The following is a 22,859-nucleotide window of genomic DNA, read 5'->3' as shown; positions in this document are numbered from 1 at the left end:
GGCCTGCGGCCGGCTTTGAAGTCGTGGGGCTTTCCGCCCCACACCCCGGACCAGCCATACGGCTGGACCCGTTACTTGGGCCTGCGGCCTGCTCTCTCCGAGCGGGGGCCATGCGGCCGGCTTTCCGAGACTTTTGGCCCGTGTTACTGCTCGGGCCAACCGGCGGTGTTGCGCCGCCGGACTGGTGAAAAGTGCCGTCAGCGGGCATGGATGGCGGCCTCAAGGTGGGCGCAGTCGTCCAGCTGCGCGCGGGCGGCCTCGCGGATTGCGAGCCAGAACTCCGTGGGCGGCGCGTCGGTGAACAGATCCGGCTGCGTCAGGTGGTCGACGGCCAGGTCGAACGCCAACCGAGCGCCGCGGAACGTGTCGGTGGGGCGGCTCATGACAACGACCCGGTGCGGCACTTCGCGGATCCGGGAACTGCCGCAGGGGTGCGGCTGTTTGCTCGAGGACCTCGCGCCACTGCCGCACGGGGGGTGCGGCTGTTGCCTCGAGCTCGAACTGCCGCAGGGGGTGCGGCAAGCCGCGATCGCGAGACTGCCGCAGGGTCAGCGATGTAGGCATCCGCCGCGGCAACTGCCGCACGCCCTTCCGGCGTGGGCTTGATCGTCTTGCCGTTGAGGCACCAGATCGAAGAAGCACCGCTCGCACCTGGTACTACTGCCGCACCCAACTTGATCAGCGCGAGCGCGACACGATCCGAGAACTGCTCAGGCCGCCAGCCGATGGTGGAGGTTCCCGCCTGGCACAACTGCCGCAGCCCCTTGCGCTGCGGGACGGACAGGTTGCGCCACTTGATGGCGCTCACGACCAGTGATCCCCGGTCGGAATGTCGCCGGCAGCCATGTGTGCCTCGGCGACCAGGTGGCAGAGCCACCAGAGGTCTGAATCTCGTTCCATTGCCCTACTCCCCGCCCCTGCCCCTAACGCCCGCGAGCCGGAGGGGTGGCCGGCGCCGGGGGCGAGTCCTCAATCCGAGGACTGCCGCCGTTGTACGCTGGGTGAGGACTGCGGTCAACACCCCGAGGACTCGATGGACGTGAATTCACTGTTGGATGCCTGCAAGCAGGCGATCAACGCGACGAAAGACTCAGAGCTGGCGGCTGCCTTGGGCGTGTCGAAACAGGCGCTCTCCAGCTACCGGAATGGGCATCGGCTGCCCGATCCGGTGCAGTGCGCGACGATCGCCGGGCTCAGCGGCATACCGCTGGCCCGGGTTCTGGGGATCGTCGGAGAAGCGAGGGCGATCAGCCGCGAAGAGAAGGCCGTCTGGCGCAAGCTGGCGGCGACCGCTGCCCTCCTAGCGGTCGTGTTCCTTGGCGCCGCTCCTGCGCCCTCTCAGGCCGTACACGGGCACGATGAGGGGCGCGGTTCTATACATTATGCGAAATCTGCGCAGCCTTCGCGACTGGCTGGCTAGGCTAGCCTGCCCGCATGGAGGCCCTCGCCATGGAGCGTCCGCCTTGCTGGCCTGATGGCCAGCCCTGCCCAAACGCCTGCGCCGGGGCGCTGTACGAGCGCCTGGTCTACAACCGGCACCACCTTCCGGATCCATGGCATGGCTGGCGTTTCGCCGGCCGCGTGCTGGTGTCGCCCGATGGGGACCGGATCGCAGCTGGGCGCCTACGCGGTCTGCTGTGGCGCGAGAGCCTTGAAAAGCGGGTCTGCAGGGGTGCGGTGTCGAGCGGGCGGATTGTGCCTATCCACAATCGACAGGACAGGCGCTGACCAATCGCACCGAATCACGAGCGTATCCGTAGGGGCGCTGCCCCTACACCCCGTAGACTCCGCCCCAGGTCACCTGGGGAAAGACCGTGCGCAACATCGCGTGGAGAGGTATCGCCGTGGTGCTCGCGGCGGTTGTGAGCTGGCTGCTATGGACGCGGCCGTCGACAGAGCCGGCGCCGGTTGAGTTCGCACTAGAACCGGATTGCGCCGCTGTCTTGATCGAGCGCGCGGATGGCCGCTTCGAATGCTGGACCAACGGTCGCCACGTCATCACAGAGCGGCCACGCCGGCCGGACTACTCGGGGGAACGCGTCTTGTGAATCTCCGCCATCGCGGTGCGGAGCACCTCGCACACCGCATCCAGCACCGCGAGTTGTTCGGGCGTCGCGTTGACACGCAGCGCGATCAACTCATGCTTCGCCCGTTGCATCACATTGCCCGCTTCCAAGGGGACAGCGTAGGTTGGAACGTTCATAGGTAACTCCTGATCAGGGCGAGCACCACCAAGTGCAGAGGATAGCCGACGTAGAACAGCCATTTCAGGCGAGGCGCCGGACCGTCGAGGCACAACGCGACATAGCCGAGCAGCACAGCCAGGAGCGACCACCAGGAGTCGTTGAACGGCACGACCAACACGGCTACCACGAGCAGCCGTCCGTAACCAAAGCCGCGCTGCGTCATCCACCAGGCGGCGACCACGGCAACAACGCCAAACCATGCGTAGTCGACCACCGCGCCGCCGACCAGGAATACCGGCAGGGCGAACACCGGTTGCCCTCGCCGAAGGAATAGCGCCACCGCCGCAGCAATCGCGAACGTCGCCAGCACGTTGAGCGGGATCACCGAGCCTTGCAGGTAGACGTAGGGCACCGACGCCACTACGCCGACGATAACCAGGCGCCACAGCACCCGAGGCAGCGCCGCATCCGGTGCCCGCGCTAAGTTGATTCCCAGTACCACGGCGAACACCGGGAACACCACCCGACCCAGCGTGTCGTGGAAGCCAAGCGCGCCGTCGAGCAGCAGCCAGTCGACGTGATCGAGCACCATCGCGGCGAACGCAACCAGCTTCAGGAACAGCAGGCCGGCATCGCTGATTTCGGCACGCGAGATCCGCGCGTGTGAAATGCTCATGGCGTCCCCCGGGTGATCGTGCCGAATGAGGCGTCCACCATCGGCGCAGGCGCCGTTCCGACACTGCCGCCGATCGTCTCCCCTGCCCTCGCTGGCGCCGGCCCACCAGCCGGCACTGCAGGCCCAGGAGGCGCCGTCTGCGCCTGGACATGCTCAGCACGACGGAAGGGGTTGTAGGCCTCGCCCTGGCGCGCAACGAGCGTCGCTTGCGCCTCGGTGAGCACCACCCGCGTACCTTGCTCTGTCAAGCACGTGAAGCCGCCCGACTTGTACTCCCCTTGCGCGTCGAGGCCCTCCCCGCCGGTCATACAGAACAGCCGCGGATCCGACACCGCTGCACGGTCATCGAAGATCGGCCGCGACCAGGGAAGCATCGGCTCCCGTGGCTGGAGGTTGGCGAAATACTCTTGCTTGGCGAACGCTTCGTGCTTCTCGACGGCGCTCAACTTCGGTTCTTCCTTGGCCCGGCCCGCAGGCGCGGCCGCGCTGGAGCGCGACCCCGCCTCCGAGCCGGACGAAGCGTCGTCCTTAGAAGGTGCGGCGTCCCGTGTCACAAACGCGATCACCCCGCCGAACAGTACCGCTGCCGCCCCAGCCATCACCATGCCTCGCTTCATCCGCGCGGACATCACCTTCTTGACCGTATGCACCTCAGCGGACTGGTAACAGTCGTACAGATCGGCGGGGTACTCCCAAACTTCCGAGTCGTACGCCGAGCGGGCTTTCTTAGACCGGACGTTATCCATCACTTCGTTATGGCGGAAGATCTGCACCTTGTTGCCACCGCCCTCGCGCAGCAGATGCTCATGCAAGCCCACCAGTCCGCGCAGGTGCGTGTCGAGGTAATCTGGCTGTTGCGTGGTCAGGATCAGCCGAACACCGTCATGGCGGATCGTCTCCATGTCGGTCAGGTAGCGCGGCGGCTCACCGCTACGGCGTGCCCGGAAAAACTTCTGCGCCTCGTCGACGATCAGCACCGAACCGGGCGGCAAATCGCGCCACTCGCGCGGATCCTCGAACGGCACATGTGGCAGTTTCAAGCCGTTGAGGTTAGACACGAAAATCACTTCGCCTTCCTCAAGGGCTTGCTTGATGTAGTGCACGACACGCAGCGTCTTACCACTACCGGGAAGCCCGGTCAGCAGGGTGATACTCGCCGTTTTACCCAGCGCGTTGGTCATTACGCCTTCCTCAGGAACAGGCGCTTCACTCCCCATAGGAGGTAAGCGCTGATGATGATCGAGGCGCACTCGTAGGCGCCCAGGTACCGCAGCCAAATCCCCAGCTCTGGCGGGATCGCGTTCCAGTACTGATCCGCAAGCGTGATCGCCGGCTGTAACACGAACTCGTATGTGCCCCAGGCGATGCCAAGCGTCACGAACAGGCGAGTAACCATCGCCGCGCCATAGGCCAGGAAGAACCATCGCAAGACCTGCGACAGCAACGCCGCGACACCACCAGCAGCAAGAAGCGGAAGCGGCATCACTCACCCCCGACAATGCGAATCGCTTGGATGGTGACCAAGGCGAGGAACAGAAAGCGAAGTGCGGCAAGCGCGCTGCATAGCCACGTCACGTCGACCTCGCCAACCTCTGGAATCACGAAAGCCGAGATTGCCGGGCACGTGCCACCACCCGAGCCAAAGCGGGTCGTCGACAGGCTCGCGCCGTCGCCTTCTCCGGAGAACACCGAATCGCCCTCGCTGGGTTCCAGCGCGTCAGCAGCAGCACCAAAGATCCCTGCATCAGACTCTCGCTCGCCGCGTTCCTGCGCAGCACGTCCCTCGGCGCCACAGATCTGCGCTCGCAAGCCCCGTAGTTGCTCAGCGTTCGCGTTCGTGCCGTCTACCGTAAAGGGCTGCTGACAATCGCCAATGTCCCCCGTGACTGCTGCAGCATTGCCGGCTTCAACGGCGCAACGCGTTGCCCATGCTTGGGTCGCGACCATCTCCAACGCGGGATCACTGACAATCGGCGGCGTGTCGCAGTTGCCGCCGCCACTCGCTGATGTGCCGTCGTCACCATCGCTACCAGGGCGGCCCGAACCGTCGTCGGGTTCGTCGTCGTCATCCCCGGCACCGGCATCGGTACCGTTCTGGGTCTCGTAATTCTGTGTCGTGGTCACAATCACGACTGTTCCGGCGCCGCCAGTGCTAGTTGTGTTGGTGCTAACCGTAGTTACCGAGTTCCCAGCAGGAACCAACGTATCGCCGCCGTGCGTGTTCAACGACCCTGGTGGCTTGGGTTCTGTCCCGGCACCGCGCGTTTGCATCGTGTTATCGGCGGTCTGCTCGCCGGTCTGCGTCGGCTTCCAACAGAACTGACGGCCAGTACGCGCCGAGCTTGCGCATTGATCGCCGTTTGGCTTCACGCAGAACGTCTGCCCTGCCCCCGCAGGCTTGCACGTCTGAGGCGGCTCCGTAGGCGGCTCCGGCGCTTCCGGATCCTCAGGGCCCTCAGGCGCGGGAGGCGATGCGGAACACGACGCGCCAGTGTACAGATACTCACCGCTGCACAGCATCGCGCCACCACCAACACCGCCGATCGACGTACACCAACCGCTGGTCATCGACAACGCACAACCACCCACACACCGCGACTTGAAATCACGCGTGACCGTGCCCTGCATCGAAGGCGAACCCGGCTCTCCGTTCAAATCACCGCACGACTTGCACGACCCATCGGGTTGCGCCACAGAACCGGACTCGCATTCGCAGTTGTTGGTTGATTCATTGAACGTCTGCCCCGCCGGACACTGCTGCGCCCAACTAATAATTGAGAAGTTGTTGCCCGTATAAGCCGGATTCGCGCATATCGTTGCCACGCTGTAACCCTGCCAATAGCCCGTTATCGAGTGCGGAGGGTTCCCCACACCACCGCGAAATGAGTTACAGCCCCAACCCAAGTAGCCGTATGGCGCCGGCGTTACTTCCGATGCCTTTGCGTACGCTTCGTCTTGGTACTGGCAACTCCAATTGAAGCCCTCTGTGTTAACGCATGCGGCGCGCGCTTCATTGCACCCGAAGAACGCGGCGACCGCGAGCATCACGAACAGCCAGAAGCGCGCGGCGCGGGCATAGCGCGTGATCTTCCAGAACAGACGGCCCATGTCAGCGCCTCCGCATCACGGCGATCAACGCCAAGCACAACAGTACGAAGAAAACCAACACGACAAGCCCTTCCACGGTTCACCCCCCAGAAATAAAAGGGGCCTGCATCACACAGGCCCCATTGACACGACTCCGCCGCCCGCTCAGCCCCGCTTGGTCAGCAGACCCATGGCACGCAGCGACCACACTGCGAGCGCCCAGCCACCGCCCAGGGCGACGCCATAGCCGGTGTAGGTCACGAACTTGAGCAGGATCGCGGCGGGGTCGAAATCGTCACCGCCGCCGGCGAAAGCCGGGCCAGCGAGCAGCGCCAGCGCCAGCAGAAACACCATGCCGCTGACCTTGGAACCGGCTGCGGCGCCGGCGACCTGTACGTTCTTCATGGGGAAACTCCCGTTGATCGCTGCGACGTTGCAGCGGTCAGCACACACGCATGCGCTCACCGCTAGAACGTCAGTCGTCGCTATCGCGAGGCGGTAGCAGCAGGCCGGTTGCCATCACCAACGCCACCGCTACGAGCATTCCGCTCCCGACCGCCGTTGCTTGATCGACGGTCGGGAGCATGTGCACCCACACCGGTCCCACGACCCACTCTTCGACAAGGCACGATTGCGTGACCTCATCCCAATTGGCGTCCTGGCAAACCAGCGTGCGCATTGGCGTCAGCTACCCCGTGCCGAAGCGGCAACCAGCGGACGAAGGGTCATGCGCCGCGCAAGGTCGACGCTGCTGTACTGGCCCGGGATCAGATCGGCAATCGCGTCCCACTCGAACCGCTCACCGACCTTGTAGGCCACGTCCGGGCTATCGATATCCATATCGACACGGGTGCGGAACTGTTCGCACTCGACCTCGACCTGCTGGAAAAACACCTTGCGCGTGCCGTTCTTCGTGGCCTGGTCGCGGCTCTTGCCTTCGCTCAGGATCTTGACGGTGGGAAGCTTCGCGTTGCTGCTCATTTTCGTTCTCTCTCTGTGGTGGTGGTGGCTATCGTTTCTGCGAATTTCAGGCGGACTGGTAGGGTCAAGCTAAGGAACACCGTGCGGTGGCCCCCTCTTGGTGCCCTACCCTGCGCGATGCTTGCATCAGTCCGCGGGTGCCGGATCAGTGGTGCGCGACCCCGGCAGGTCGCTTTGCTGCGGTCTTACGCTGTAGTCGGGACGCGGCGGTTCCCACGCTCCGAAGTTCTTGGAGAAGTCGACTTCGCCGTCTTTGGCGACGTACTTGCTGACGTAGGCCGCGACCTCGTACTGCGATCGCGGTTGCTCGATTTGGTTACGCCCGAACTCGCGGTACCACCACTCATGCCAGGCGTAGCGAGAGACAAGGTGGTTAAGGTCAGCAGTGGGCGCTGATAGCAACGCGTGGAAGTGCAATCGGCCGTCTTTGTGGAACTCTTGGCCGCGCGCCCACTGGATGCCGCCGTGCCATCGCGTCGACCACTTGGGGCCGTAGATCTCGCGATTGATGCAGCTGACGAAGTAGCGAAACCCTTTGTCGGCGGCTTCCGGATGCATACCACCACCGGCCCCCGTTCGATTGACAGCGCGCACCTGTCCGGTGTGCTTGTCGGTGAACCACTTCTCACGTCGAAAAGTGAGAGTTGCGAACACGTGTGCGGGGTAGCGCCGCAGAAGACCAGCCCAGGCGTCAGCTGCGCGCGTATCCGGCTGACCGTACAGCTCCGGCTGATCCGGAAGGGCGACGTGACCGTCTCGGGCTTGGACGTGCGACGGGTCATGTGTGCGCATGCCTCACTGCGTGCCGTCCAACACCGCGGCGCCGCGCATGCGGAACTCCATCTCGCGTTCGAACTGCCCGGCTTGCACCGCGCGGACATCCAACGCAACGCCCCATAGGACAAAGACACCGCACGCGCCGAAGAACATTGCGACCGGCCCGAGGAACAGCAGCAAGCACGCAGATAGATCCATCCAGAACGGCAGCGTCTCGAAGAACACGTCGCGGCTCATGACCAGTGATCCCCTGTCGGAATGCTGTTCACTGTCGGATGCGTCGCATCGCAGGCTTCCAACGCCAGTTCGAACAGCTGATCGACCTCCGCGTCCGTCGCAAGCGCCAGCCAGCGCATGCGGATATCGAGTTCGCTCATGTCCGCGCCTCCGCGAAGGCGATGCGGGCGAACTGCTCCGCGTCGTCGGCCTCGTCAGCCGCTGTGTTCAAGTCGCCGTTTTCCAGCGCGATGCGCTCGGCGATTAGCGCGGCCTCGCACGCGCGGCCGCAAGCTGCGATCACTTCCCGATCCATGCCCTATCCCCTGCCCCAGCGCCCTAGATGACGCCCCTACCGGCTAGGGCACCGGGTCGGGGCGGCCAATCCAAGCGGGTTAGATCGGCTGCGTGATCTAATGGGCTTGGATTCCGAATGTCAAGGGGCTTAGATCCGTGGACGTGAACAAGCTGCTAGACCAAGCGAAGGACGCTGCCGGCGTATCAACTGACAAGGGGCTGTCCGAGCACCTAGGGCTAAGCCACGGCGCGGTGTCGAACTGGCGAAAAGGCCGGGCGTTGCCCGACGTCGTGACTTGCGAAAAACTGGCTGTTTTGTGCGGTATTCCAGCGATTCACGTAATTGCGGGAATCAACGAAGCGCGTGCGATTTCGGCGGCCGAGAAGAAGGTTTGGCGGCGCTTGGCCGCGGCAATCGCACTGTCAGTCCTGCTGACCCCGGCGGCTTACGCGTCAGCAACTCTGACGCGCGGTTTCGGCTCGATCGAGCCTACCGGCCTATACATTATGCGAAATGATGGATGGCCTGCTTCCAGGGTCACGCCGACGCGACGCCGCTTGCGCTATCCCTCCGCTCATTCGCACCTGCGGAGGAACTGGACATGACCCGTGACCGGAAGGATCTTCCGAAATCGCCCGCCGCGCCTGCGGCGGTGCCGGAATCGGCGTACGAGCGGTCTGCGCGCAAGGACAAGGAAAGCCGCAACCAGGACGAGGCGCTCGAGGAAACCTTTCCCGCCAGCGATCCGGTGTCTCCGTTCATCCCGGCCAAGCGGCCCGATTGATCGTGGGCCGGTCGCAGGCGCCCGCGGCGCTCCTGATCATCGACATGGTGAATCTGCTGGACTTTCCGGACGCCGGGCGCATGGCGCCGTCGGCAGTCGCGGCCGCGCGCAGGATCAAGGCGTTGCGCGAAGGGTTCCATGCGCGCGACTGGCCGGTGGTGTTCGCCAACGACAATTTCGCCCGGTGGCGATCGGATTTCCGCGAGCTGGTGGCGCTGGCCGCCAACAGCGAAGGCGCGCCGCGTGAGATCGCGGGGTTGCTGGCGCCGGATTCGCGGGATTACTTCATCCTCAAGCCCAAGCATTCCGCGTTCCTGGCCACGCCGTTGCCGGTCCTGCTGGCGAAGCTCGGCGTGCGGCGGCTCCTGTTGAGCGGCATGGCGCTGGAGAGCTGCGTCCTTGCGACGGCGACCGACGCCAATGCACGCGAGTTCGAGGTGGCAATCGTGCGCGACGCGGTCGCCGGCTTGCCCGGACTCCGGCAGAGCGCGCTCAAGGCGCTGTCCGGATCTGGTGCAGCAAGACTGGTCGCCAGCCACGATGCGCTGGCGTGGGCAGAAGCCGACTGATCCCGGTACCCGATGCCGCACCGACAATGGCTGCGCGGCGTGCGCGGCGTGCGCGGCGACGTTCATTTCCTGTCCGCTGCTGTCGCATCTCAGTGGTTCGAGAGATCGGAAGCATACGTCCGATCGTCGTCTCTAAAGAAGGCTGCGCGCCCCGCTCCACCGCCGATTTGACGTTTTCTTACAGTGGCCCCGCTATGCTGCACCGGATATCCGTTACGCAAGAAGTCCAATGCCGCCCAGCAAAAGCAATAACACCGTCCTCCGCAAGTCCGGCAAGTCCGGCGGCAAGCAGTCCGCCAACCTCACCCGCGAACAGCTCGAAGACCATCTCGCGGCTTTCCGCAAGGCCGGCGGCAAGATCGAGAAGCTCGGCAACACCAACACCTTCAAGAAGATCGGCTGACGCGCGATCCGCTCAGCGGATCGGCATGTCGTGGAAGGTGTCCGGCGGTGGCTGCAGCCGGAACGTGTAGTGCCACCATTCCATCGGGTAGTTCTCGAAGCCATGGCGGGCCATGGCGTCGCGTAGCCGGGTACGGTTGGCCCGCTGCGCATCGTCCAGGTCCGGGTGGTCGGTGTTCGCCCGCGGGTCGAAGAAGTCGAAGGGCGTGCCCATGTCCAGCGCCTCGCAGCGCGCCGGCGACGTGTCCTCGCAACGCAGCAGCGTCAGGTCGATCGTCGCGCCCTTGCTGTGGCCGGAACGATCTGCGATGTAGCCGGGTACCAGGCTCGCCTTCTCCAGCGCCGGATAATAGGCCGGCTTGGTGCGCTGGTCGTGCGGATCGGCCGCCCAGCGCACGAATTGCCGCACCGCGCGTGCCGGGCGGTAGCAATCGAAGATGCGCAGCCGCAGTCCCTGGGTGCGGAGCTCCCGCTCCAGCGTGGCCAACGCCTCGGCCGCGGGGCGCAGCAGGTAGCATTTCGCCGCGTCGTAGCCTTCCACGCGTGTGCCGGTGAAATTGTCGTAGCCGGCGTAACGGATGTCGGTCTCGATGTCCGGCACCAGTTGGCGGATGTCGACCATGCCCGCGGATTCCGGTGTCGACGGGTCCGCTCCGGCGCTCCGGCTCGAAGACGATAGCGAGGATGCGCAGGCGGCGCAGAGCAGCGATACCAGCGCTGCAGTCGCCAGTCGAAGGTCACTGCGCGGCACAGTCGCCGATCCGTTCGAAGGCGAGATCTTCGTAGTCGTAGCTGAAATCGGCATCGGGATCCACTTTCGCCATCGTCAGCCGGGCGGGTCCGGCAACGGGCGTCTCGAAACGCAGCCAGGCTTCCGCGTCGACATCCGGATCGTGCCAGTCGACCAGCAGGCGCGCCTCGCTGCGCATGACGGCGCCGCTCAGCTTGGGCGATCTTGCGGAACGGAACGCCACGCCCTGTCCTTCCGCACAGATCGACACCTCCCCGAACCAGGGATCGAGATAGCGGCCGGTGAATGTCGCGACTTGGGCTGGCGTTGCCGCGTCGCGTGTCTGCGCAGTCACGTGCGACGCATCCGCCGGGCGCGATTCGCGTTCCGCCGCCAGCAGCGCGGCGTAGTGGCCGACGCTCAGGGAGGTGTCGGCTGGCCGGGTGAAACGTTTGACCAGCACCTGGGTGAGCACGGTGCGCAGCTCGTCGGCGTTGCCGTTGACCAGGATCACGAAGCCGGCATCGAGCTGCGGCAGCAGCGTCAGCGCCGAGTACATGCCCGAGAGCGTGCCGGTGTGCGACACCTTCCAGGTGCCGTCGACATCGGTGAGGCGCCAGCCATAGCCGTATGCGGAGAAATGGCTGTCGTCCCAGTCGCGCATGCGTCCCGACAGCGGCATCGGCATGTGCGTCTTCCACATCTCCTCGCGCTGGCGCGGCGACAGCCAGGGCCGGCCTTCCGCATCGAGGCCGAACCGGTCGGGCTGCAGCCACATGCGGGTCCAGGCCAGCATGTCGTCGAGGCTGCAGCGGATGCCGCCGGCCGCCATCATCGGCACGTCCGCGACGACTTCCCCGTCCTCGCGGATCGCGACCGGAGCGCCGTCTTCGCCGCGCATGTGCGGCTGCGCGATGTTGCCGACGTCGTCCCGCCGCCATTCGCCGACCTGGCAGCGGCCCATGCCGAGCGGCTCGAACAGTTCGCGCCGCATCAGCACGTCGTATGGCGCCCCACCCGCCGCGGCCGCCACTTCACCGGCGACGATGTAGAGCGTGTTGTCGTATGCGTAGCGCGAACGGAAGCTGTAGACGGGCTCGAGGTGGCGCAGGCCCCGGATCACGTCGTCGCGCGTGAACAGGTTCGGTTCCGGCCACAGCATCAGGTCCCCTGCCCCGGCACCGAGCCCGCTGTTATGGATCAGCAGGTCGCGCACCTGCATCTCGCGCGTCACCCAGTCGTCGTGCATGCGGAAATCCGGCAGGTGCCTGACCACCGGATCGGACCAGTCCAGCCGCCCCTGGTCGACCAGGCGGGCCAGCAGCGCGGCCGTCATCGCCTTGCTGTTGGAGGCGATCTTGAACAGGGTCTCGCCGTCGATGCCCTCCCCTCCCCCGGCCACCAGTTCGCCGCGGGTGCGCGAGAACACCACCTCGCCGTCGACGACGATGCCGACGGCGAGTCCGGGCGGGCGGTAGCGTTCGAAGGCGTCGTCGAAGGCGGCACCGAGCGACGCTGCCAGTAAGTCAGCATCCATTGCCGGAGCGGCTGATGTGCCGCCCGCCACGATCATCGCGACCAGGCCGGTAGCGGCCACAAGCAGTCGCCGCTTGTCGACGTGGCGAGAAACGCCAGACCGAGTGGCAAGATTCACCAGAACGTGTACTCGAGAAGCACGTTGAATGAGCGTCCGCGCGGATCCGCGACGCGCGCCTCCCACCCGGCGCCGTCTCCGTCATCGAGGTAGCGGAGGGTGAACGGCGGATCCTCGTTCAGCAGATTGCGGATGCCGAAGGTCGCCTTCAGGTTGTTCACTCCCGTCCAGCTGACACTGTAGTTGTACGTGACGTACTCATCCACGTCCGCCTGGAACTGCGGTGGCTCGTAGGTACCGTTGCGCAGTCCCGGCGGCAGGTAATCCTGGTAGCCGTCGCGGTAGACCTGGGTCAGCGTGTGCGCCCAGTCACCCTTTTGCCACCCAAAGCTGAGCGTGTGCTTCCATTCGATCGGCAGGTTGAAGTAACGCTCGTACCTGCCGACCAGGTTGTCCCCGAACGGGAGGTCGGTGAAGTTCTTGATCTTGAACAGGTCGAGGTAGCTGCCATTGAGGTTGACCCGCCACTGCCCTCCCGCGAGTTCGCCATACAGGTTCGCGTCCAGCTCGACGCCGCGGCTGAGAGTGCCGCCGGTGTTGATGAAGCGCTGGTCGATCGCCACGATCGTGCCGCTGTCGTCGCGGATGAAATTCCTTTCGTACAGGTCGTAGTCCTCCCGCATGTCCTCAAGGCTGAAGCCGCTGCGGATGGTGTTGAGTCGCTCGATTTCCCACCAGTCGATGCTGACGTTGAATCGCTCGTTGGGGGCGAGAACGATGCCCAGGCTCTTCTGCTCCGCCTCCTCGGGTTGCAGGTTGGGGTTTCCGCCGGTGATGATGTCGGGGCGGATCTGCACGTTGCAACCAGCCACGTTCGGGTTGTAGACCCCACCCGGGCAGGTCGCCGGATCGGCGAGATCCAGGCCCGTATACAGCGTCTGGGTGATGCCGCGGAACAGTTTCGCGAAATCGGGGACCTTGAATCCGGTGCTGTAGGCGCCGCGGATCGCCAGCCATTCCACTGGCTGATACTTGAACGAGTACTTCGGGTTAGTCGTCGAACCGAAGCCGTCGTAGCGGTCGTAGCGTCCGGCCAGGGTGAATTCGAGCGAGTCCAGTACGGGCAGGTAGACCTCCGCGAACACCGCCTTGACGTTGCGGGTCTGGCGCGGCATGTAGTTCGCCGCATCGCCGGGTGGACCGAAGACGTAGGCGTTCCCGTCCGCCCACTCGGCCGGGCCACCGAACTCGTATTCTTCGCGGCGCAGGTCCGTGCCAGCCGCTGCCTGCACTTCCCCGCCGGGAAGGCTGAATCCCAATCCACCCGAGAAGCTCGCGTCTAGGATGGTCGTCGTGGTTACGCCGTGGTAGAGCTCGATACCGCGCGCAGAAGCGGCTTGCAAGCCGGCCATCGCCTCCGCGCTTTGCGCCTGCCCTGGCAGGAGGAACGGATTGAGTTGGCCGCTGCCGAGCAGGGCCTTCAGTTCTGGAGTGAAGTAATAGCCATTGCCCAGTACCGTCCGTGCCCGGCTCGCTGCGCGCGAAATGCCTGTGTTGTAGTCCCATCTGCCGATCGTGCCCTCCAGGCCGAGCAACAGCCGGAACGAGCGCGTGGTCGTCTCGAGTTCGCGCGGCCCGCAGGCGATGCAGCGCCAGCGATACGGGATCGGCGCCCCATAGGTGAGGCCATCCTCGCCGAAGTAACCCGCCAGCGCGTCGTACACGGTGTCATACGTGGTACGGGTGAGGTCGTTGAGGGGATACCACGTCGACAGATCGAACTGGGCTGCCGTCCCGGCGGGATAGGCCGCGGAGCTGATCTGCTGGGCTTCGAACTCGCGTCTGGATTCGACTTCCGAACCCATCGCCTCGACGTACAGCTGGTGGTCCTCGCCCAGCTTGAACGTGGCGCGCCCGATCGCCTGGACGGTGTCGACCGGCTGCTGGATCACCCGCGCACGCCCATAATCCCACGCGCATGCGTAACGCGAACTGGCCGAGCTCCAGATCCGGTCGTCGTATGGCCCCATCAGGTCACCGCCGGCTTCGCAGCCTTGCCCTCCTGGCAGGTCGAGGATGTTGATTGCGACCATGGTGGTGCCGTCCGCCGGATCGACCAGACCCCTGCCGATGAGCCCGGGCGCGCCGCCGATGCGCGCGTGGTTGACGTTGAATACCGTCGCGAAGGGCGTACCGCGCGTGTCCGGCGACAGGCCACGTTCGGGTTGGAAGCTGTTGGCGAAATCGCGGTCCACGCCGCGGAGGATTCTGTTGCGCTTCCAGCTCAGCGCCGCCCACGCGTTCCAGCGGTCAGTATCGAGATCGCCCGCACCGCCGAGCAGGCTTCCCTGGTAGATCTCACCGCCACCATCATGGGTCGCGTCGGCACCCAGCGTGGCAGACAGCCCCTGGTAGTCGTTCCGGGTGATGAAGTTGACCACGCCTCCGATCGCATCCGTCCCGTAGACGGCCGACGCGCCGTCTCTCAGTACCTCGACGCGGTCGATCGCCATGAACGGAATCGAGTTCAGGTCCGCCACCATCCCCGCGAGCCCATGTGTCGCCACCCGGCGTCCGTTGAGCAGAACCAGGGTCGCGTCGGCACCCTGTCCGCGCAAGTTCGCACCGGAAACGCCATTGTTGCCGCGGGTTCCGGGCGGCGCGATGCCGCTGTTCGCGGCCAGGCTATCCGGGCCGTTGCTGGCGACATTCAGGAACTGCATCAGCTGTTCGGCCGAGGTGATGCCCTGCGCGTTGATCTCCTCGCGCCGGATGATCGTGACGGGGAGCGCGGTCTCGATGTCCGTACGCTTGATGCGCGAGCCGGTCACGCTGATGCGGTCGAGCGTGCGCGTCGCCTCGCTGCCCTGCGGGTCGATGGCTGGAGCTTCCTGCGCCGCGGCGGTCCCTGCCAATGCCAATGCTATTGCAATGGCGATTGCCAGCACCGATCCAGGTGCCGGGTGGTTGCGCGTGCGGACTGCTGCCATGTGATTTCCCCGAAGTGTTGTCGATGCGGCCGCGGAAGCGTGTCTGTCGCGTCGCCTCCTGCATGCGCCGCCGGTGTCCCCCTTCCGTGCTGCTTAACATGCGTCCGGGAAAACTGTCAATTTGCGGCTGCCCGTTTCCGCCTCTCGCAGCGCCCGGAACTCGGACGTGCAGGCAAAAAGACGGCCACCGTGCGGTGGCCGCCAAGGCGGGGAGGCGCCGTGTCTGCTTCAGAAATTCCAAGTCACGACCAGTTGCGCGTAGCGGGGCGACTGCCACCGTGTACCGGTGCCGTGCAGCCCGCGCGTCACGCCCGGTCCGAGTTCGTAGCGCTGGCGGACATTGATCACTTCCTGATCGTTGAGCAGGTTGAACACCGAGAAACGCGCCTTGAGGTCGACGCCTTCGACCGGCAAGGTCCAGGTCACGTTGGCACCGAGGTTGTAGGTCCAAGGCAGGCGCCCGCCCGAACCACGCGGTGCATACTCGTAGATGCGGTCGGCGACGGCGCCAGCGCAGTTCTGCACGCAGTGCCAGAACGACCCGCCGCCCGAGCCTTCAGTCACGAAGCTGGCTGCGCCGGTGCTGTCGTTCGGCCAGCTCACCCCGAACTCGTTGATCGGGCCGCCCGACAGTGCGGTCAGCATGGCGCCGAACGACCATTGCTCGTTCAATGCGTAGCTGCCACGCAGCTTGATCTGGTGGCGGCGGTCGTTGAACAGCGGGCCATAGTCCTGGTTGTTCGCCGGGTGGTCCCAGTGCTGGACCATGCCGGTATCCCCGTAGTTGGTATCGGAGTTCACCGGACCTTCGTGGTTGCCGTCCGACTTGGACCAGATGTAGGAGGCGTTGAATGCCCACTTTCCGTCCCATGCGCGGTCGATCTGCAGTTCGACCGACTTGTAGCTGCGCTTGGGTTCGGAATAGCCGACCACCTGGCCGCTGCCGCCCATCCGGTAGCCGTCCTGCGACGTGTCGATGGTGATCCAGCCCTCGGTTTCGCAGCCGATGCTCTCGTCGCCCCAGATGGTCAGCGGCTTGCCCGGGTTGGCGATCGGCCAGAGGTTGAAGCCGACCGGACCGCAAGGCGTGTGGTTGATGCGCACGTCGTCCAGCGCGTTCTTCATGCGGCGGTAGGTCGCGTTCACCCCCCATGACCATGCCTGGCTGAGCATGGCCTGGTAGCCGAGGATCGCTTCGTCCTGGTAGACGGCGTCGAGGTCGCGGTCCACGCTCTGGCGCAGATCGTTCACCGACACGTTGTAGCTGGTGTCGACCGGTCCGATCTGCGCGCCGATGACCGGCTCCATGTAGGGCGCGCCAGTCACCGGGTTGGTCGCCTGGCGCCAGCCGTCGAGCGCGTAGAACGTGCGTTCGTCGGTGAGACCGCCAGCGAAGGTGTAGTTGATGTTGTTGGTGACCGGCAGGTAGTAACGGCCGAGGTTGCCGAACAGCTTGCTGCCGCCGTCGCCCTTCATGTCCCAGGAGAAACCCAGGCGCGGCGACACCAAGTCGTCCATCTTGATGAAGCTGCCGCCGGCTGCGGTCTTGTTCTCGAAGCCGTCGACGCGCACGCCCAGATTGAGCAGGAAGGTCGGGGTGACGCTCCAGGTATCTTCGAGGTAATACGCGCTGGCCTCGGTCTCGAACAGGCCACCGTCGATACGCCGTCGCGCCATCAGGATCGCGTCGACGCCCGGCGGGACCACGCTGCCGTTGTCCAGTTCGGCCCCTGGTGCCACCGTATAGGCCGTGTAACGCATGCCCGTGGGGCCCGGGTAGAAGCTGGTGCGGTCCGTGGTCATCACCTCTCGGTCGATGCCGAAACGCAACTGGTGGTCGCCGAGCGTCCACTCGAAGTCGAGGCGTGCCGCTTCGCGCTCGTCTTCATGCGCAACGATCATGGCCGAGGTGGGATGACACCCGAGCGCCGGGGAGCCCATCGCCTCGTAGGTCGGCCGGTAAGAGGCATCGAAGAAGATCTGCTCGCAAGGCCCGTCGGCAGGCGAGGCGGAGAAGCTGCGGCTCTGGTTGATGCCGTACATGGCCTTGGCGACGAAGCTCTCGCCGAAGTAACCGGTGTAGGTCAGCGAACCGCTCTTGCCGCCGCCCCGTACGTTGTTGTCGCCGGCGCGATCCCCGATCTCGCCGCTGTCCCAGTCGTAGGCGAACGTACTGGTGTCGGTCTCGGCCTCGTCGGAGAACGCGAGCAGTTCCAGCAGGTGGTTGTCGGTGATCCGCCAGTCGAGCTTGGTACCCCAGAACCCGTCGCTGGCTTCGCCCCTGAACCACTCTCCCCCGCCACTGCTGCTGTACTTAGAATTGCTGTCGCGTGCCTCGTACATGGCGAAGAAGAACAACCGGTCCTTGACGATCGGCCCCGATGCCCAGACGTTGGCCTTCGTAAAGCTGCTGCTGTCGCGGCTGGCGCGGAAGATGGCGGTCGAGGTGGTGCCGTTCGAATTGGTGCCTTCGAACTCATGATCGTCCGCGCGCGCCTTCCATGCCGCAGGCTCGAACGTGATCTCCACGCCGCCGTCGAATTCGTTGCTGCCCGACCGCGTCACCGCATTGATGACACCGCCCGTGGCGCGGCCGAACTCGACCGAGTAGCCGCCGGTCTTGACCTGGAATTCCCTGAAGAAGGCGAACGGTGCGGTCGAGAAGCTCTGCCTGCGATAGAAGTCGGTGACGTTCAGGCCGTTGATGAAGACCGAGTTCTCTGCCACCGAGGATCCGCCGAACGAGATGCCGCCGAACGACGAGTTGCCGCCGATCACGCCCGGTGCCAGCAACGCCACCGAACTCAGGCTCTGGGCGACCGGCAGGCGCGCCCACTCCTCGCGGGTGATGTTGGTGGCCGATTCGGTGGAGCGTACGTCGACCCGGTTGATCACGCGCGAGCCGATGACCTGAACCGCATCGAGGTTCACAAGAGCACCGTCGCCGCCGATGTTGACCGTGGTGGTTCCGCCCAGGGCGACATTGACCTGGATCGGCTGCCCCACCGGCTGTCCGTCACGGGTGATCGTCAACGTGTAGTCGCCGACGGGGAGTTGCGTCAGGCGATAGACGCCGTCCGCGCCCACCGATACTGCGCGTGTGAGGCCGGTGCCGGCGTTAGTCGCCGTGATCTGGTCGCCTGCGCTGGCGCGGCCCGCTACCGCGCCGGTGGCGCTTTGCGCGAACACCGTCGGCGTGGTGGCGGCGATGCAGGCGCCCAGGGCGATGCACAGGGCGGCGCGTCGGAATCTCGTATGGCTGGCCTTCATTGCTGTTTCTCCCCGAAACGGTGGCTGTGGTGGCGTTGGTCAGGTGCGGGACGGCGACGGAAGCGGCAGCAGTTCCCACTCGAAGTCGTAATCCCACTGGTCGAAGTAGAGGTTCCCGCCGTCCCACTCGGCTTCTCCGCGCTGGAGGTCGACCGTCTCCGAGCGGAAATGGGTCTTGGCCGGGACGAAGTCGCGGCCGTAGTCGTCGTTGAAGGCGATGCGGTAGGCGTCGAAGCCGCCGAGGTAGAAGCCGGCGAGGTCCGGATCGTCGCCGGTCAGGCGGCCGAAGGTGACGTCCATCGGCAGCCAGCCGTAGGGCGCCAGGTACAACCAGCCCCAGTCGTGCATGTTGTCGTAGCCGGCATCGGAGAAGATCCATCCCGACTGCCAGCGCGCGGGAATGCCGTTGAGCCGCAGCAGCGTGATCAGCAGCAGGGTTTGCTGGCCGCAGTCGGCGTGGCCGGCCCTGAGCGCATGCTCGCCGATGTTGGTGATGGTCGAGTACTCGAGCGCGCCGGCCCAGGGAATGCGATCAACGGCATCGAACAGCTTGCGCGCGATCCGGTAGGGGTTGGTTTCCTCGCCCACGACCTGCGCGGAGAACAGCCGCATCGCATCGGTGAACACCACGTGCGGCGCGCGCTCGGCCAGGTGCGGTGCCAGTTCGGGGGTCGACTCGACCGGCACCACCTTCTCCGGGTCGACCGCCACGTACTGGCCGTACACGGTGAGTTCGTAGCTGACCGAGAACCGCGTGGGTTCGCCGGCGCGTGCGGGCTGCTCGAAGTAGGCGGTGCGCTGCATCGCCGATTCCGGCGCCAGCACGTGGGTCGAGGGTCGGGTGGACAGCAGGCGCAGGTCTTCCTGCTGGCCCGGGATCGCACGTGGATAGGGAATCCAGGCGCGGATCGTTTCGCCGGCCGGCACCGTGTCGGCGTCGACGGTCAGCGACTGGGTGACGCGCACGCGCCGGGGCGCCACGCTGCGGCGCGACTGTGCGACCGCCTGGTCGCGCACTTCGGCGTGGTGCGGATGCTGGCGCTCCAGCGGACTGTCGCGGAACGGCTTCGGCTCGGCGCGGCGCGCCCTGGCCTCCGCGCTCAGCCGGAACAGGTTGTGGGGCGCGCGGTTGAAGTAGCGCACCTCGCCATCGACGACCCGCGATTCGAGCAGGCCGGCGCGGCGCCAGCGTTCGAACTCGTCGTCGCGCAGGTCGGGGATCTGGCGACGCACCGCCGCCCGGGTCTGCGCGCCGTCGAGGCTGAAATCGAGCAGGATGCGGCGCATGCGCTCGCGCTGGAACTCGAGCGACCGTTGCGATTCCGAACCGGCCGGCAACGCGGCCTGGGTGGCATCGATCAGCGCATGCGCCTCGGCGAAACGGCCGTCGTCGATCAGTTCGACCGCCTGCGCCACCGCGGGCGTCGTCGCGTCCCCGGCCCGGGCACCCTCCCCCGTTGCCATCGCGACCATCGTCGCGGCCACGAGACAGGCGGTCCGGTGCCGCCAGGAAAGCCTGTTCGGCGCGCGCGCCGGTCGGTACGCTCGGCTGAGCGTCGTTCCAGGCTTCGATCGGATGTCGGTCCCCACGGCGCGCAGCCACCGGCAAAGAGGTGTTTCCGGCTGTGTAACATGACGGCAAGGCAACGTCAATAAATTATTCTTGACATGGTAGCATTCTGAATGATGTATTCCTTCCTCGCCGATCGGCGACATCACCCTGGAGGAGCGTCTTGAACGAGCGGCAGCGGATGTCCGCACGACACCTGGGCACCGCGGGCCTGCTGGCGATGCTGATCGCGGCATTGGCCGTGCCCGTCCTTGCGCAGGCGCCGGATGCCGGGCGCGAAGTCGTGCCCGGCGTGGTCGAGACGCAACTGGCGCCGCAGTTCTGGATCGACCGCCTGCGCGATGCCGATCGCGTGATCCTCGATGCGGACGCCATCGCCGCCCACAACGCGCAGATGCAGCGCCTCGAGCCGTCCCTGCACGATATCGAGCAGTTGCCTGTGACGCTGGAGGCCGAGCAGGTGCGCGCATGGATCGAGCAGGCGTCGCCGCGCCCCACGCGCACGCTCTACGACGAGAGCGGCAAGGAAGGCAGCGAGCGCGCGCTCGACAGGCTGGTCGCCGCGCTCGACCTCAAGGGCATCCCGCAGACCCAGGTCACGCGCTACGGCATGGTGGTCCGCCGCGCCGACCTGCGCACGTTCCCGACCCACCTGCACGTGTTCAGCTCGCCGGACGATCGCGACATCGACCGCTTCCAGGAGAGCGCGCTGTTCCCGGGGACGCCGGTGGCCGTGGTCCACGAAAGCCGCGACCGTCGCTGGCTGTTCGTGCTCAGCCAGACCTACGCCGCCTGGATCGAGGCCGACAAGGTCGCCTTCGGCGACAAGGCGGAGATCTTCGCCTACACGCGCCGCATTCCCTTCGTGGTGGCGACGGGGGCGAAGGTGGAGACGGTGTACACGCCCGAGCGCCCGGCGGTGTCGAACGTGCGACTCGACATGGGCGTGCGCGTGCCGCTGGCGCAGTGGCCGCCGGACGAGCCGCTCAACGGCCAGCATCCGGGCTTCGGCCACGTGGTGGAACTGCCGGTGCGCGGCGAGGATGGCACGCTCGAATTCGCCCCCGCGCTGATCCCGCGCTCGGCGGACGTGTCTCCCGACTACCTGCCGCTGACCAAGGCCAACCTGATCCGCCAGGCGTTCAAGTTCCTGGGAGAGCGCTACGGCTGGGGCCACCGCTACGACGCCCGCGACTGCAGCGGATTCGTGTCCGAGGTCTACCGCAGCTTCGGCGTGCTGCTGCCGCGCAACACCAGCGCGCAGTCGGTGAGTCCCGGTCTGGCGGGCGTCGCGCTCGATGGCGGCACCGGCCACGACCAGCGCCTGGAGCTGTTGCGCCGGGCCGAGGTCGGGGATCTGCTGTACATCCCCGGACACGTGATGATGCTGCTGGGGCGCGTGGACGGGGAAACCTACGTGATCCACGACACCAGCGGCATGTCGTTGCTCGGCGAGGACGGGACGTTGCGCCGCTACCGGCTCAACGGGGTGGTGGTCACGCCGCTGCTGCCGATGATGTCCGACGCCACCACGGCCACGATCGACCGCATCACCAGCATCCAGCGCATCCGTCCGTGACCGGAACAGGGAAGGCGGCCGCACGCGCCGCAGGGGAAACCGAATGAAGATCACCGATGTCCGCCTCGGCATGGTCCGGGTGCCGTTGAAGACGCCGTTCAAGACCGCGCTGCGCACGGTGGACACGGTCGAGGACCTCATCGTCTCGATCCACACCGACAGCGGCCACGTCGGCTACGGCGAGGCCGCGGCGACCGCGGTCATCACCGGCGACACCCACGGCTCGATGATCGAGGCGATCGGCAAGGTGATCGCGCCGCGTCTGGTCGGCGAGGACGTCGCCAACCTCAACCGCATCGTGCGCCTGGTTCAGACCGCGCTGGAACGCAACACCAGCGCCAAGGCCGCGGTCGAGATCGCGGTTTACGACCTGTGGGGGCAGCTGTACGAGGCGCCGTTGTACCGCATGCTCGGCGGCGGCGAGCCGGTGATCACCACCGACATCACCATCAGCGTCGACCACATCGACAAGATGGTCTCCGATTCGATCTCGGCGGTGGACCGCGGCTTCGCGTCGCTGAAGATCAAGGTCGGCAAGGACATCGGCCTGGACGTGGAGCGGGTCAAGGCGATCCACGCGGCGGTCGAGGGCCGCGCCCTGCTCCGCCTCGACGCCAACCAGGGCTGGACCGCGAAGCAGGCGGTGCACGCGATGCACGCGCTCGAAGACGCCGGCGTGCACCTGGAACTGCTGGAGCAACCGGTGCGCGCGCGCGACATCGCTGGGCTCAAGTACGTCAGCGACCGGGTCAAGACCCCGGTGATGGCCGACGAGAGCGTGTTCGGGCCGCTGGAGGTGATCGAGCTGATCGAACAGCGCGCCGCCGACATCATCAACATCAAGCTGATGAAGACCGGCGGCATCTCCAACGCCATCCGCATCGCCGACATCGCCGCGCTGTACGGCGTCGAGTGCATGATTGGCTGCATGATCGAGACCAGCATCAGCGTCGCCGCCGCGGTGCACCTGGCGATCGCCAAGTCGGACGTGATCACCAAGGTCGACCTCGACGGGCCGTCGCTGTGCGCATTCGATCCGGTCGACGGCGGCGTGACCTTCAACGAATCCGAGATATCGGTGTCCGAGGCGCCCGGGCTCGGCATCCGCGCGATCCGCGGCTACAAGCCGATCGGCGTCTGACGCGACGGC

General features: G+C 65.8%; 25 protein-coding genes. 8 read left to right on the top strand and 17 right to left on the bottom strand.

The genetic code is table 11. From position 1 onward, the window contains the following. Positions 1-197 precede the first annotated feature (197 nt). Positions 198-383, bottom strand: coding sequence for a hypothetical protein (locus JMO03_RS04820; protein ID WP_202840869.1), 186 nt, complete (start codon positions 381-383; stop codon positions 198-200). 656 nt (positions 384-1,039) lie between these two features. On the opposite strand from JMO03_RS04820, the gene JMO03_RS04815 reads away from it, so the two are divergent. Beyond that, on the top strand, positions 1,040-1,420 hold the full coding sequence (locus JMO03_RS04815) for a DUF3693 domain-containing protein (RefSeq protein ID WP_202840867.1): 381 nt from the start codon (positions 1,040-1,042) through the stop codon (positions 1,418-1,420). Positions 1,421-1,434: 14 nt separating this feature from the next. After that, entirely contained in the window at positions 1,435-1,728 is a 294-nt protein-coding gene (locus JMO03_RS21610; RefSeq protein ID WP_202840858.1) for a DUF3653 domain-containing protein, read from the top strand. Between the two features lie 295 nt (positions 1,729-2,023). Here JMO03_RS21610 and JMO03_RS04805 read toward each other — a convergent pair whose 3' ends face one another. The 11 genes from JMO03_RS04805 to JMO03_RS04755 form a co-directional block, all read right to left on the bottom strand. After that, positions 2,024-2,203 carry a hypothetical protein gene (locus JMO03_RS04805; RefSeq protein WP_202840857.1) on the bottom strand — a complete coding sequence of 60 codons (180 nt, stop codon included), beginning with the start codon at positions 2,201-2,203 and terminating at the stop codon, positions 2,024-2,026. After that, on the bottom strand, positions 2,200-2,862 hold the full coding sequence (locus tag JMO03_RS04800; RefSeq protein WP_202840855.1) for a TraX family protein: 663 nt from the start codon (positions 2,860-2,862) through the stop codon (positions 2,200-2,202). Before JMO03_RS04800 ends, JMO03_RS04805 begins: the two co-directional genes overlap by 4 nt. Then, the gene (locus JMO03_RS04795; RefSeq protein WP_202840854.1) at positions 2,859-4,043 is read right to left on the bottom strand and encodes a zonular occludens toxin domain-containing protein; all 1,185 of its coding nucleotides are present in this window, start codon (positions 4,041-4,043) and stop codon (positions 2,859-2,861) included. Before JMO03_RS04795 ends, JMO03_RS04800 begins: the two co-directional genes overlap by 4 nt. Further along, positions 4,043-4,345: a DUF2523 family protein gene (locus JMO03_RS04790; protein ID WP_202840847.1), complete on the bottom strand. Its 303-nt coding sequence runs from the start codon at positions 4,343-4,345 to the stop codon at positions 4,043-4,045. The genes JMO03_RS04795 and JMO03_RS04790 overlap by 1 nt, the downstream gene beginning before the upstream one ends. Beyond that, on the bottom strand, positions 4,345-5,970 hold the full coding sequence (locus JMO03_RS04785; RefSeq protein WP_202840845.1) for a hypothetical protein: 1,626 nt from the start codon (positions 5,968-5,970) through the stop codon (positions 4,345-4,347). The genes JMO03_RS04790 and JMO03_RS04785 overlap by 1 nt, the downstream gene beginning before the upstream one ends. A gap of 144 nt (positions 5,971-6,114) precedes the next feature. After that, positions 6,115-6,354 (bottom strand): hypothetical protein, encoded by a 240-nt coding sequence (locus tag JMO03_RS04780; protein ID WP_202840843.1) that lies wholly within the window; start codon positions 6,352-6,354, stop codon positions 6,115-6,117. Positions 6,355-6,633: 279 nt separating this feature from the next. Then, positions 6,634-6,930, bottom strand: coding sequence for a hypothetical protein (locus tag JMO03_RS04775; protein WP_202840836.1), 297 nt, complete (start codon positions 6,928-6,930; stop codon positions 6,634-6,636). Positions 6,931-7,056: 126 nt separating this feature from the next. Then, complete coding sequence (locus JMO03_RS04770; protein WP_202840834.1) at positions 7,057-7,722, bottom strand: rolling circle replication-associated protein; 666 nt, start codon at positions 7,720-7,722, stop codon at positions 7,057-7,059. A 3-nt stretch (positions 7,723-7,725) separates the two neighbouring features. Further along, positions 7,726-7,944: a hypothetical protein gene (locus JMO03_RS04765; protein ID WP_202840832.1), complete on the bottom strand. Its 219-nt coding sequence runs from the start codon at positions 7,942-7,944 to the stop codon at positions 7,726-7,728. Next, complete coding sequence (locus JMO03_RS04760) at positions 7,941-8,084, bottom strand: hypothetical protein (RefSeq protein ID WP_202840830.1); 144 nt, start codon at positions 8,082-8,084, stop codon at positions 7,941-7,943. Before JMO03_RS04760 ends, JMO03_RS04765 begins: the two co-directional genes overlap by 4 nt. Beyond that, complete coding sequence (locus JMO03_RS04755; protein WP_202840828.1) at positions 8,081-8,239, bottom strand: hypothetical protein; 159 nt, start codon at positions 8,237-8,239, stop codon at positions 8,081-8,083. The genes JMO03_RS04760 and JMO03_RS04755 overlap by 4 nt, the downstream gene beginning before the upstream one ends. 137 nt (positions 8,240-8,376) lie before the next feature. Between JMO03_RS04755 and JMO03_RS04750 the strand changes: the two genes are divergently transcribed. From JMO03_RS04750 to JMO03_RS04735, 4 genes are all read left to right on the top strand, one after another. Beyond that, complete coding sequence (locus JMO03_RS04750; protein ID WP_202840826.1) at positions 8,377-8,826, top strand: helix-turn-helix domain-containing protein; 450 nt, start codon at positions 8,377-8,379, stop codon at positions 8,824-8,826. Beyond that, the gene (locus tag JMO03_RS04745) at positions 8,823-9,005 is read left to right on the top strand and encodes a hypothetical protein (RefSeq protein WP_202840824.1); all 183 of its coding nucleotides are present in this window, start codon (positions 8,823-8,825) and stop codon (positions 9,003-9,005) included. The genes JMO03_RS04750 and JMO03_RS04745 overlap by 4 nt, the downstream gene beginning before the upstream one ends. A 2-nt stretch (positions 9,006-9,007) precedes the next feature. Further along, positions 9,008-9,574, top strand: a complete 567-nt coding sequence (locus JMO03_RS04740) for a cysteine hydrolase family protein (protein ID WP_337926361.1) — start codon at positions 9,008-9,010, stop codon at positions 9,572-9,574. A gap of 229 nt (positions 9,575-9,803) precedes the next feature. Continuing rightward, positions 9,804-9,977 carry a hypothetical protein gene (locus JMO03_RS04735; RefSeq protein WP_202840820.1) on the top strand — a complete coding sequence of 58 codons (174 nt, stop codon included), beginning with the start codon at positions 9,804-9,806 and terminating at the stop codon, positions 9,975-9,977. Between the two features lie 12 nt (positions 9,978-9,989). On the opposite strand, the gene JMO03_RS04730 is transcribed toward JMO03_RS04735, so the two are convergent. The 5 genes from JMO03_RS04730 to JMO03_RS04710 all read right to left on the bottom strand — a co-directional run bounded on the left by JMO03_RS04730 (position 9,990) and on the right by JMO03_RS04710 (position 20,024). Next, positions 9,990-10,598, bottom strand: coding sequence for a M15 family metallopeptidase (locus JMO03_RS04730; protein WP_425491776.1), 609 nt, complete (start codon positions 10,596-10,598; stop codon positions 9,990-9,992). 115 nt (positions 10,599-10,713) lie between these two features. Next, positions 10,714-12,243: a serine hydrolase gene (locus tag JMO03_RS04725; RefSeq protein WP_202840817.1), complete on the bottom strand. Its 1,530-nt coding sequence runs from the start codon at positions 12,241-12,243 to the stop codon at positions 10,714-10,716. Positions 12,244-12,356: 113 nt separating this feature from the next. Then, positions 12,357-15,248: a TonB-dependent receptor domain-containing protein gene (locus JMO03_RS04720; protein ID WP_337926360.1), complete on the bottom strand. Its 2,892-nt coding sequence runs from the start codon at positions 15,246-15,248 to the stop codon at positions 12,357-12,359. Between the two features lie 270 nt (positions 15,249-15,518). After that, positions 15,519-18,560 (bottom strand): TonB-dependent receptor, encoded by a 3,042-nt coding sequence (locus JMO03_RS04715; protein WP_202840809.1) that lies wholly within the window; start codon positions 18,558-18,560, stop codon positions 15,519-15,521. A gap of 39 nt (positions 18,561-18,599) precedes the next feature. After that, the gene (locus JMO03_RS04710; protein ID WP_238345898.1) at positions 18,600-20,024 is read right to left on the bottom strand and encodes a transglutaminase-like domain-containing protein; all 1,425 of its coding nucleotides are present in this window, start codon (positions 20,022-20,024) and stop codon (positions 18,600-18,602) included. A gap of 287 nt (positions 20,025-20,311) precedes the next feature. Here JMO03_RS04710 and JMO03_RS04705 point away from each other — a divergent pair, with 287 nt between their 5' ends. Together JMO03_RS04705 and JMO03_RS04700 are read left to right on the top strand one after the other, a co-directional pair. Continuing rightward, positions 20,312-21,709 carry a C40 family peptidase gene (locus tag JMO03_RS04705; RefSeq protein ID WP_202840807.1) on the top strand — a complete coding sequence of 466 codons (1,398 nt, stop codon included), beginning with the start codon at positions 20,312-20,314 and terminating at the stop codon, positions 21,707-21,709. 43 nt (positions 21,710-21,752) lie between these two features. Then, on the top strand, positions 21,753-22,850 hold the full coding sequence (locus tag JMO03_RS04700) for a dipeptide epimerase (protein WP_202840805.1): 1,098 nt from the start codon (positions 21,753-21,755) through the stop codon (positions 22,848-22,850). The last annotated feature ends 9 nt before the right edge of the window (positions 22,851-22,859 follow it).

Origin of the sequence: Luteimonas saliphila (assembly GCF_016774335.1) — a bacterium.
Classification (GTDB): Bacteria; Pseudomonadota; Gammaproteobacteria; order Xanthomonadales; family Xanthomonadaceae; genus Luteimonas; species Luteimonas saliphila.
The sequence above is the reverse complement of the archived record's forward strand: the minus strand, read 5'-3'. Positions and strand labels throughout refer to the sequence as shown.

Bases quoted from the DNA above. Each gene is read 5' to 3' on its own strand.
- JMO03_RS04820 (WP_202840869.1), bottom strand. From the start codon at position 383: ATGAGCCGCCCCACCGACACGTTCCGCGGCGCTCGGTTGGCGTTCGAC.
- JMO03_RS21610 (WP_202840858.1), top strand. From the start codon at position 1,435: ATGGAGGCCCTCGCCATGGAGCGTCCGCCTTGCTGGCCTGATGGCCAG.
- JMO03_RS04805 (WP_202840857.1), bottom strand. From the start codon at position 2,203: ATGAACGTTCCAACCTACGCTGTCCCCTTGGAAGCGGGCAATGTGATG.
- JMO03_RS04800 (WP_202840855.1), bottom strand. From the start codon at position 2,862: ATGAGCATTTCACACGCGCGGATCTCGCGTGCCGAAATCAGCGATGCC.
- JMO03_RS04795 (WP_202840854.1), bottom strand. From the start codon at position 4,043: ATGACCAACGCGCTGGGTAAAACGGCGAGTATCACCCTGCTGACCGGG.
- JMO03_RS04790 (WP_202840847.1), bottom strand. From the start codon at position 4,345: ATGCCGCTTCCGCTTCTTGCTGCTGGTGGTGTCGCGGCGTTGCTGTCG.
- JMO03_RS04785 (WP_202840845.1), bottom strand. From the start codon at position 5,970: ATGGGCCGTCTGTTCTGGAAGATCACGCGCTATGCCCGCGCCGCGCGC.
- JMO03_RS04780 (WP_202840843.1), bottom strand. From the start codon at position 6,354: ATGAAGAACGTACAGGTCGCCGGCGCCGCAGCCGGTTCCAAGGTCAGC.
- JMO03_RS04775 (WP_202840836.1), bottom strand. From the start codon at position 6,930: ATGAGCAGCAACGCGAAGCTTCCCACCGTCAAGATCCTGAGCGAAGGC.
- JMO03_RS04770 (WP_202840834.1), bottom strand. From the start codon at position 7,722: ATGCGCACACATGACCCGTCGCACGTCCAAGCCCGAGACGGTCACGTC.
- JMO03_RS04765 (WP_202840832.1), bottom strand. From the start codon at position 7,944: ATGAGCCGCGACGTGTTCTTCGAGACGCTGCCGTTCTGGATGGATCTA.
- JMO03_RS04760 (WP_202840830.1), bottom strand. From the start codon at position 8,084: ATGAGCGAACTCGATATCCGCATGCGCTGGCTGGCGCTTGCGACGGAC.
- JMO03_RS04755 (WP_202840828.1), bottom strand. From the start codon at position 8,239: ATGGATCGGGAAGTGATCGCAGCTTGCGGCCGCGCGTGCGAGGCCGCG.
- JMO03_RS04745 (WP_202840824.1), top strand. From the start codon at position 8,823: ATGACCCGTGACCGGAAGGATCTTCCGAAATCGCCCGCCGCGCCTGCG.
- JMO03_RS04735 (WP_202840820.1), top strand. From the start codon at position 9,804: ATGCCGCCCAGCAAAAGCAATAACACCGTCCTCCGCAAGTCCGGCAAG.
- JMO03_RS04730 (WP_425491776.1), bottom strand. From the start codon at position 10,598: ATGGTCGACATCCGCCAACTGGTGCCGGACATCGAGACCGACATCCGT.
- JMO03_RS04725 (WP_202840817.1), bottom strand. From the start codon at position 12,243: ATGGATGCTGACTTACTGGCAGCGTCGCTCGGTGCCGCCTTCGACGAC.
- JMO03_RS04715 (WP_202840809.1), bottom strand. From the start codon at position 18,560: ATGAAGGCCAGCCATACGAGATTCCGACGCGCCGCCCTGTGCATCGCC.
- JMO03_RS04710 (WP_238345898.1), bottom strand. From the start codon at position 20,024: ATGGCAACGGGGGAGGGTGCCCGGGCCGGGGACGCGACGACGCCCGCG.
- JMO03_RS04705 (WP_202840807.1), top strand. From the start codon at position 20,312: ATGTCCGCACGACACCTGGGCACCGCGGGCCTGCTGGCGATGCTGATC.
- JMO03_RS04700 (WP_202840805.1), top strand. From the start codon at position 21,753: ATGAAGATCACCGATGTCCGCCTCGGCATGGTCCGGGTGCCGTTGAAG.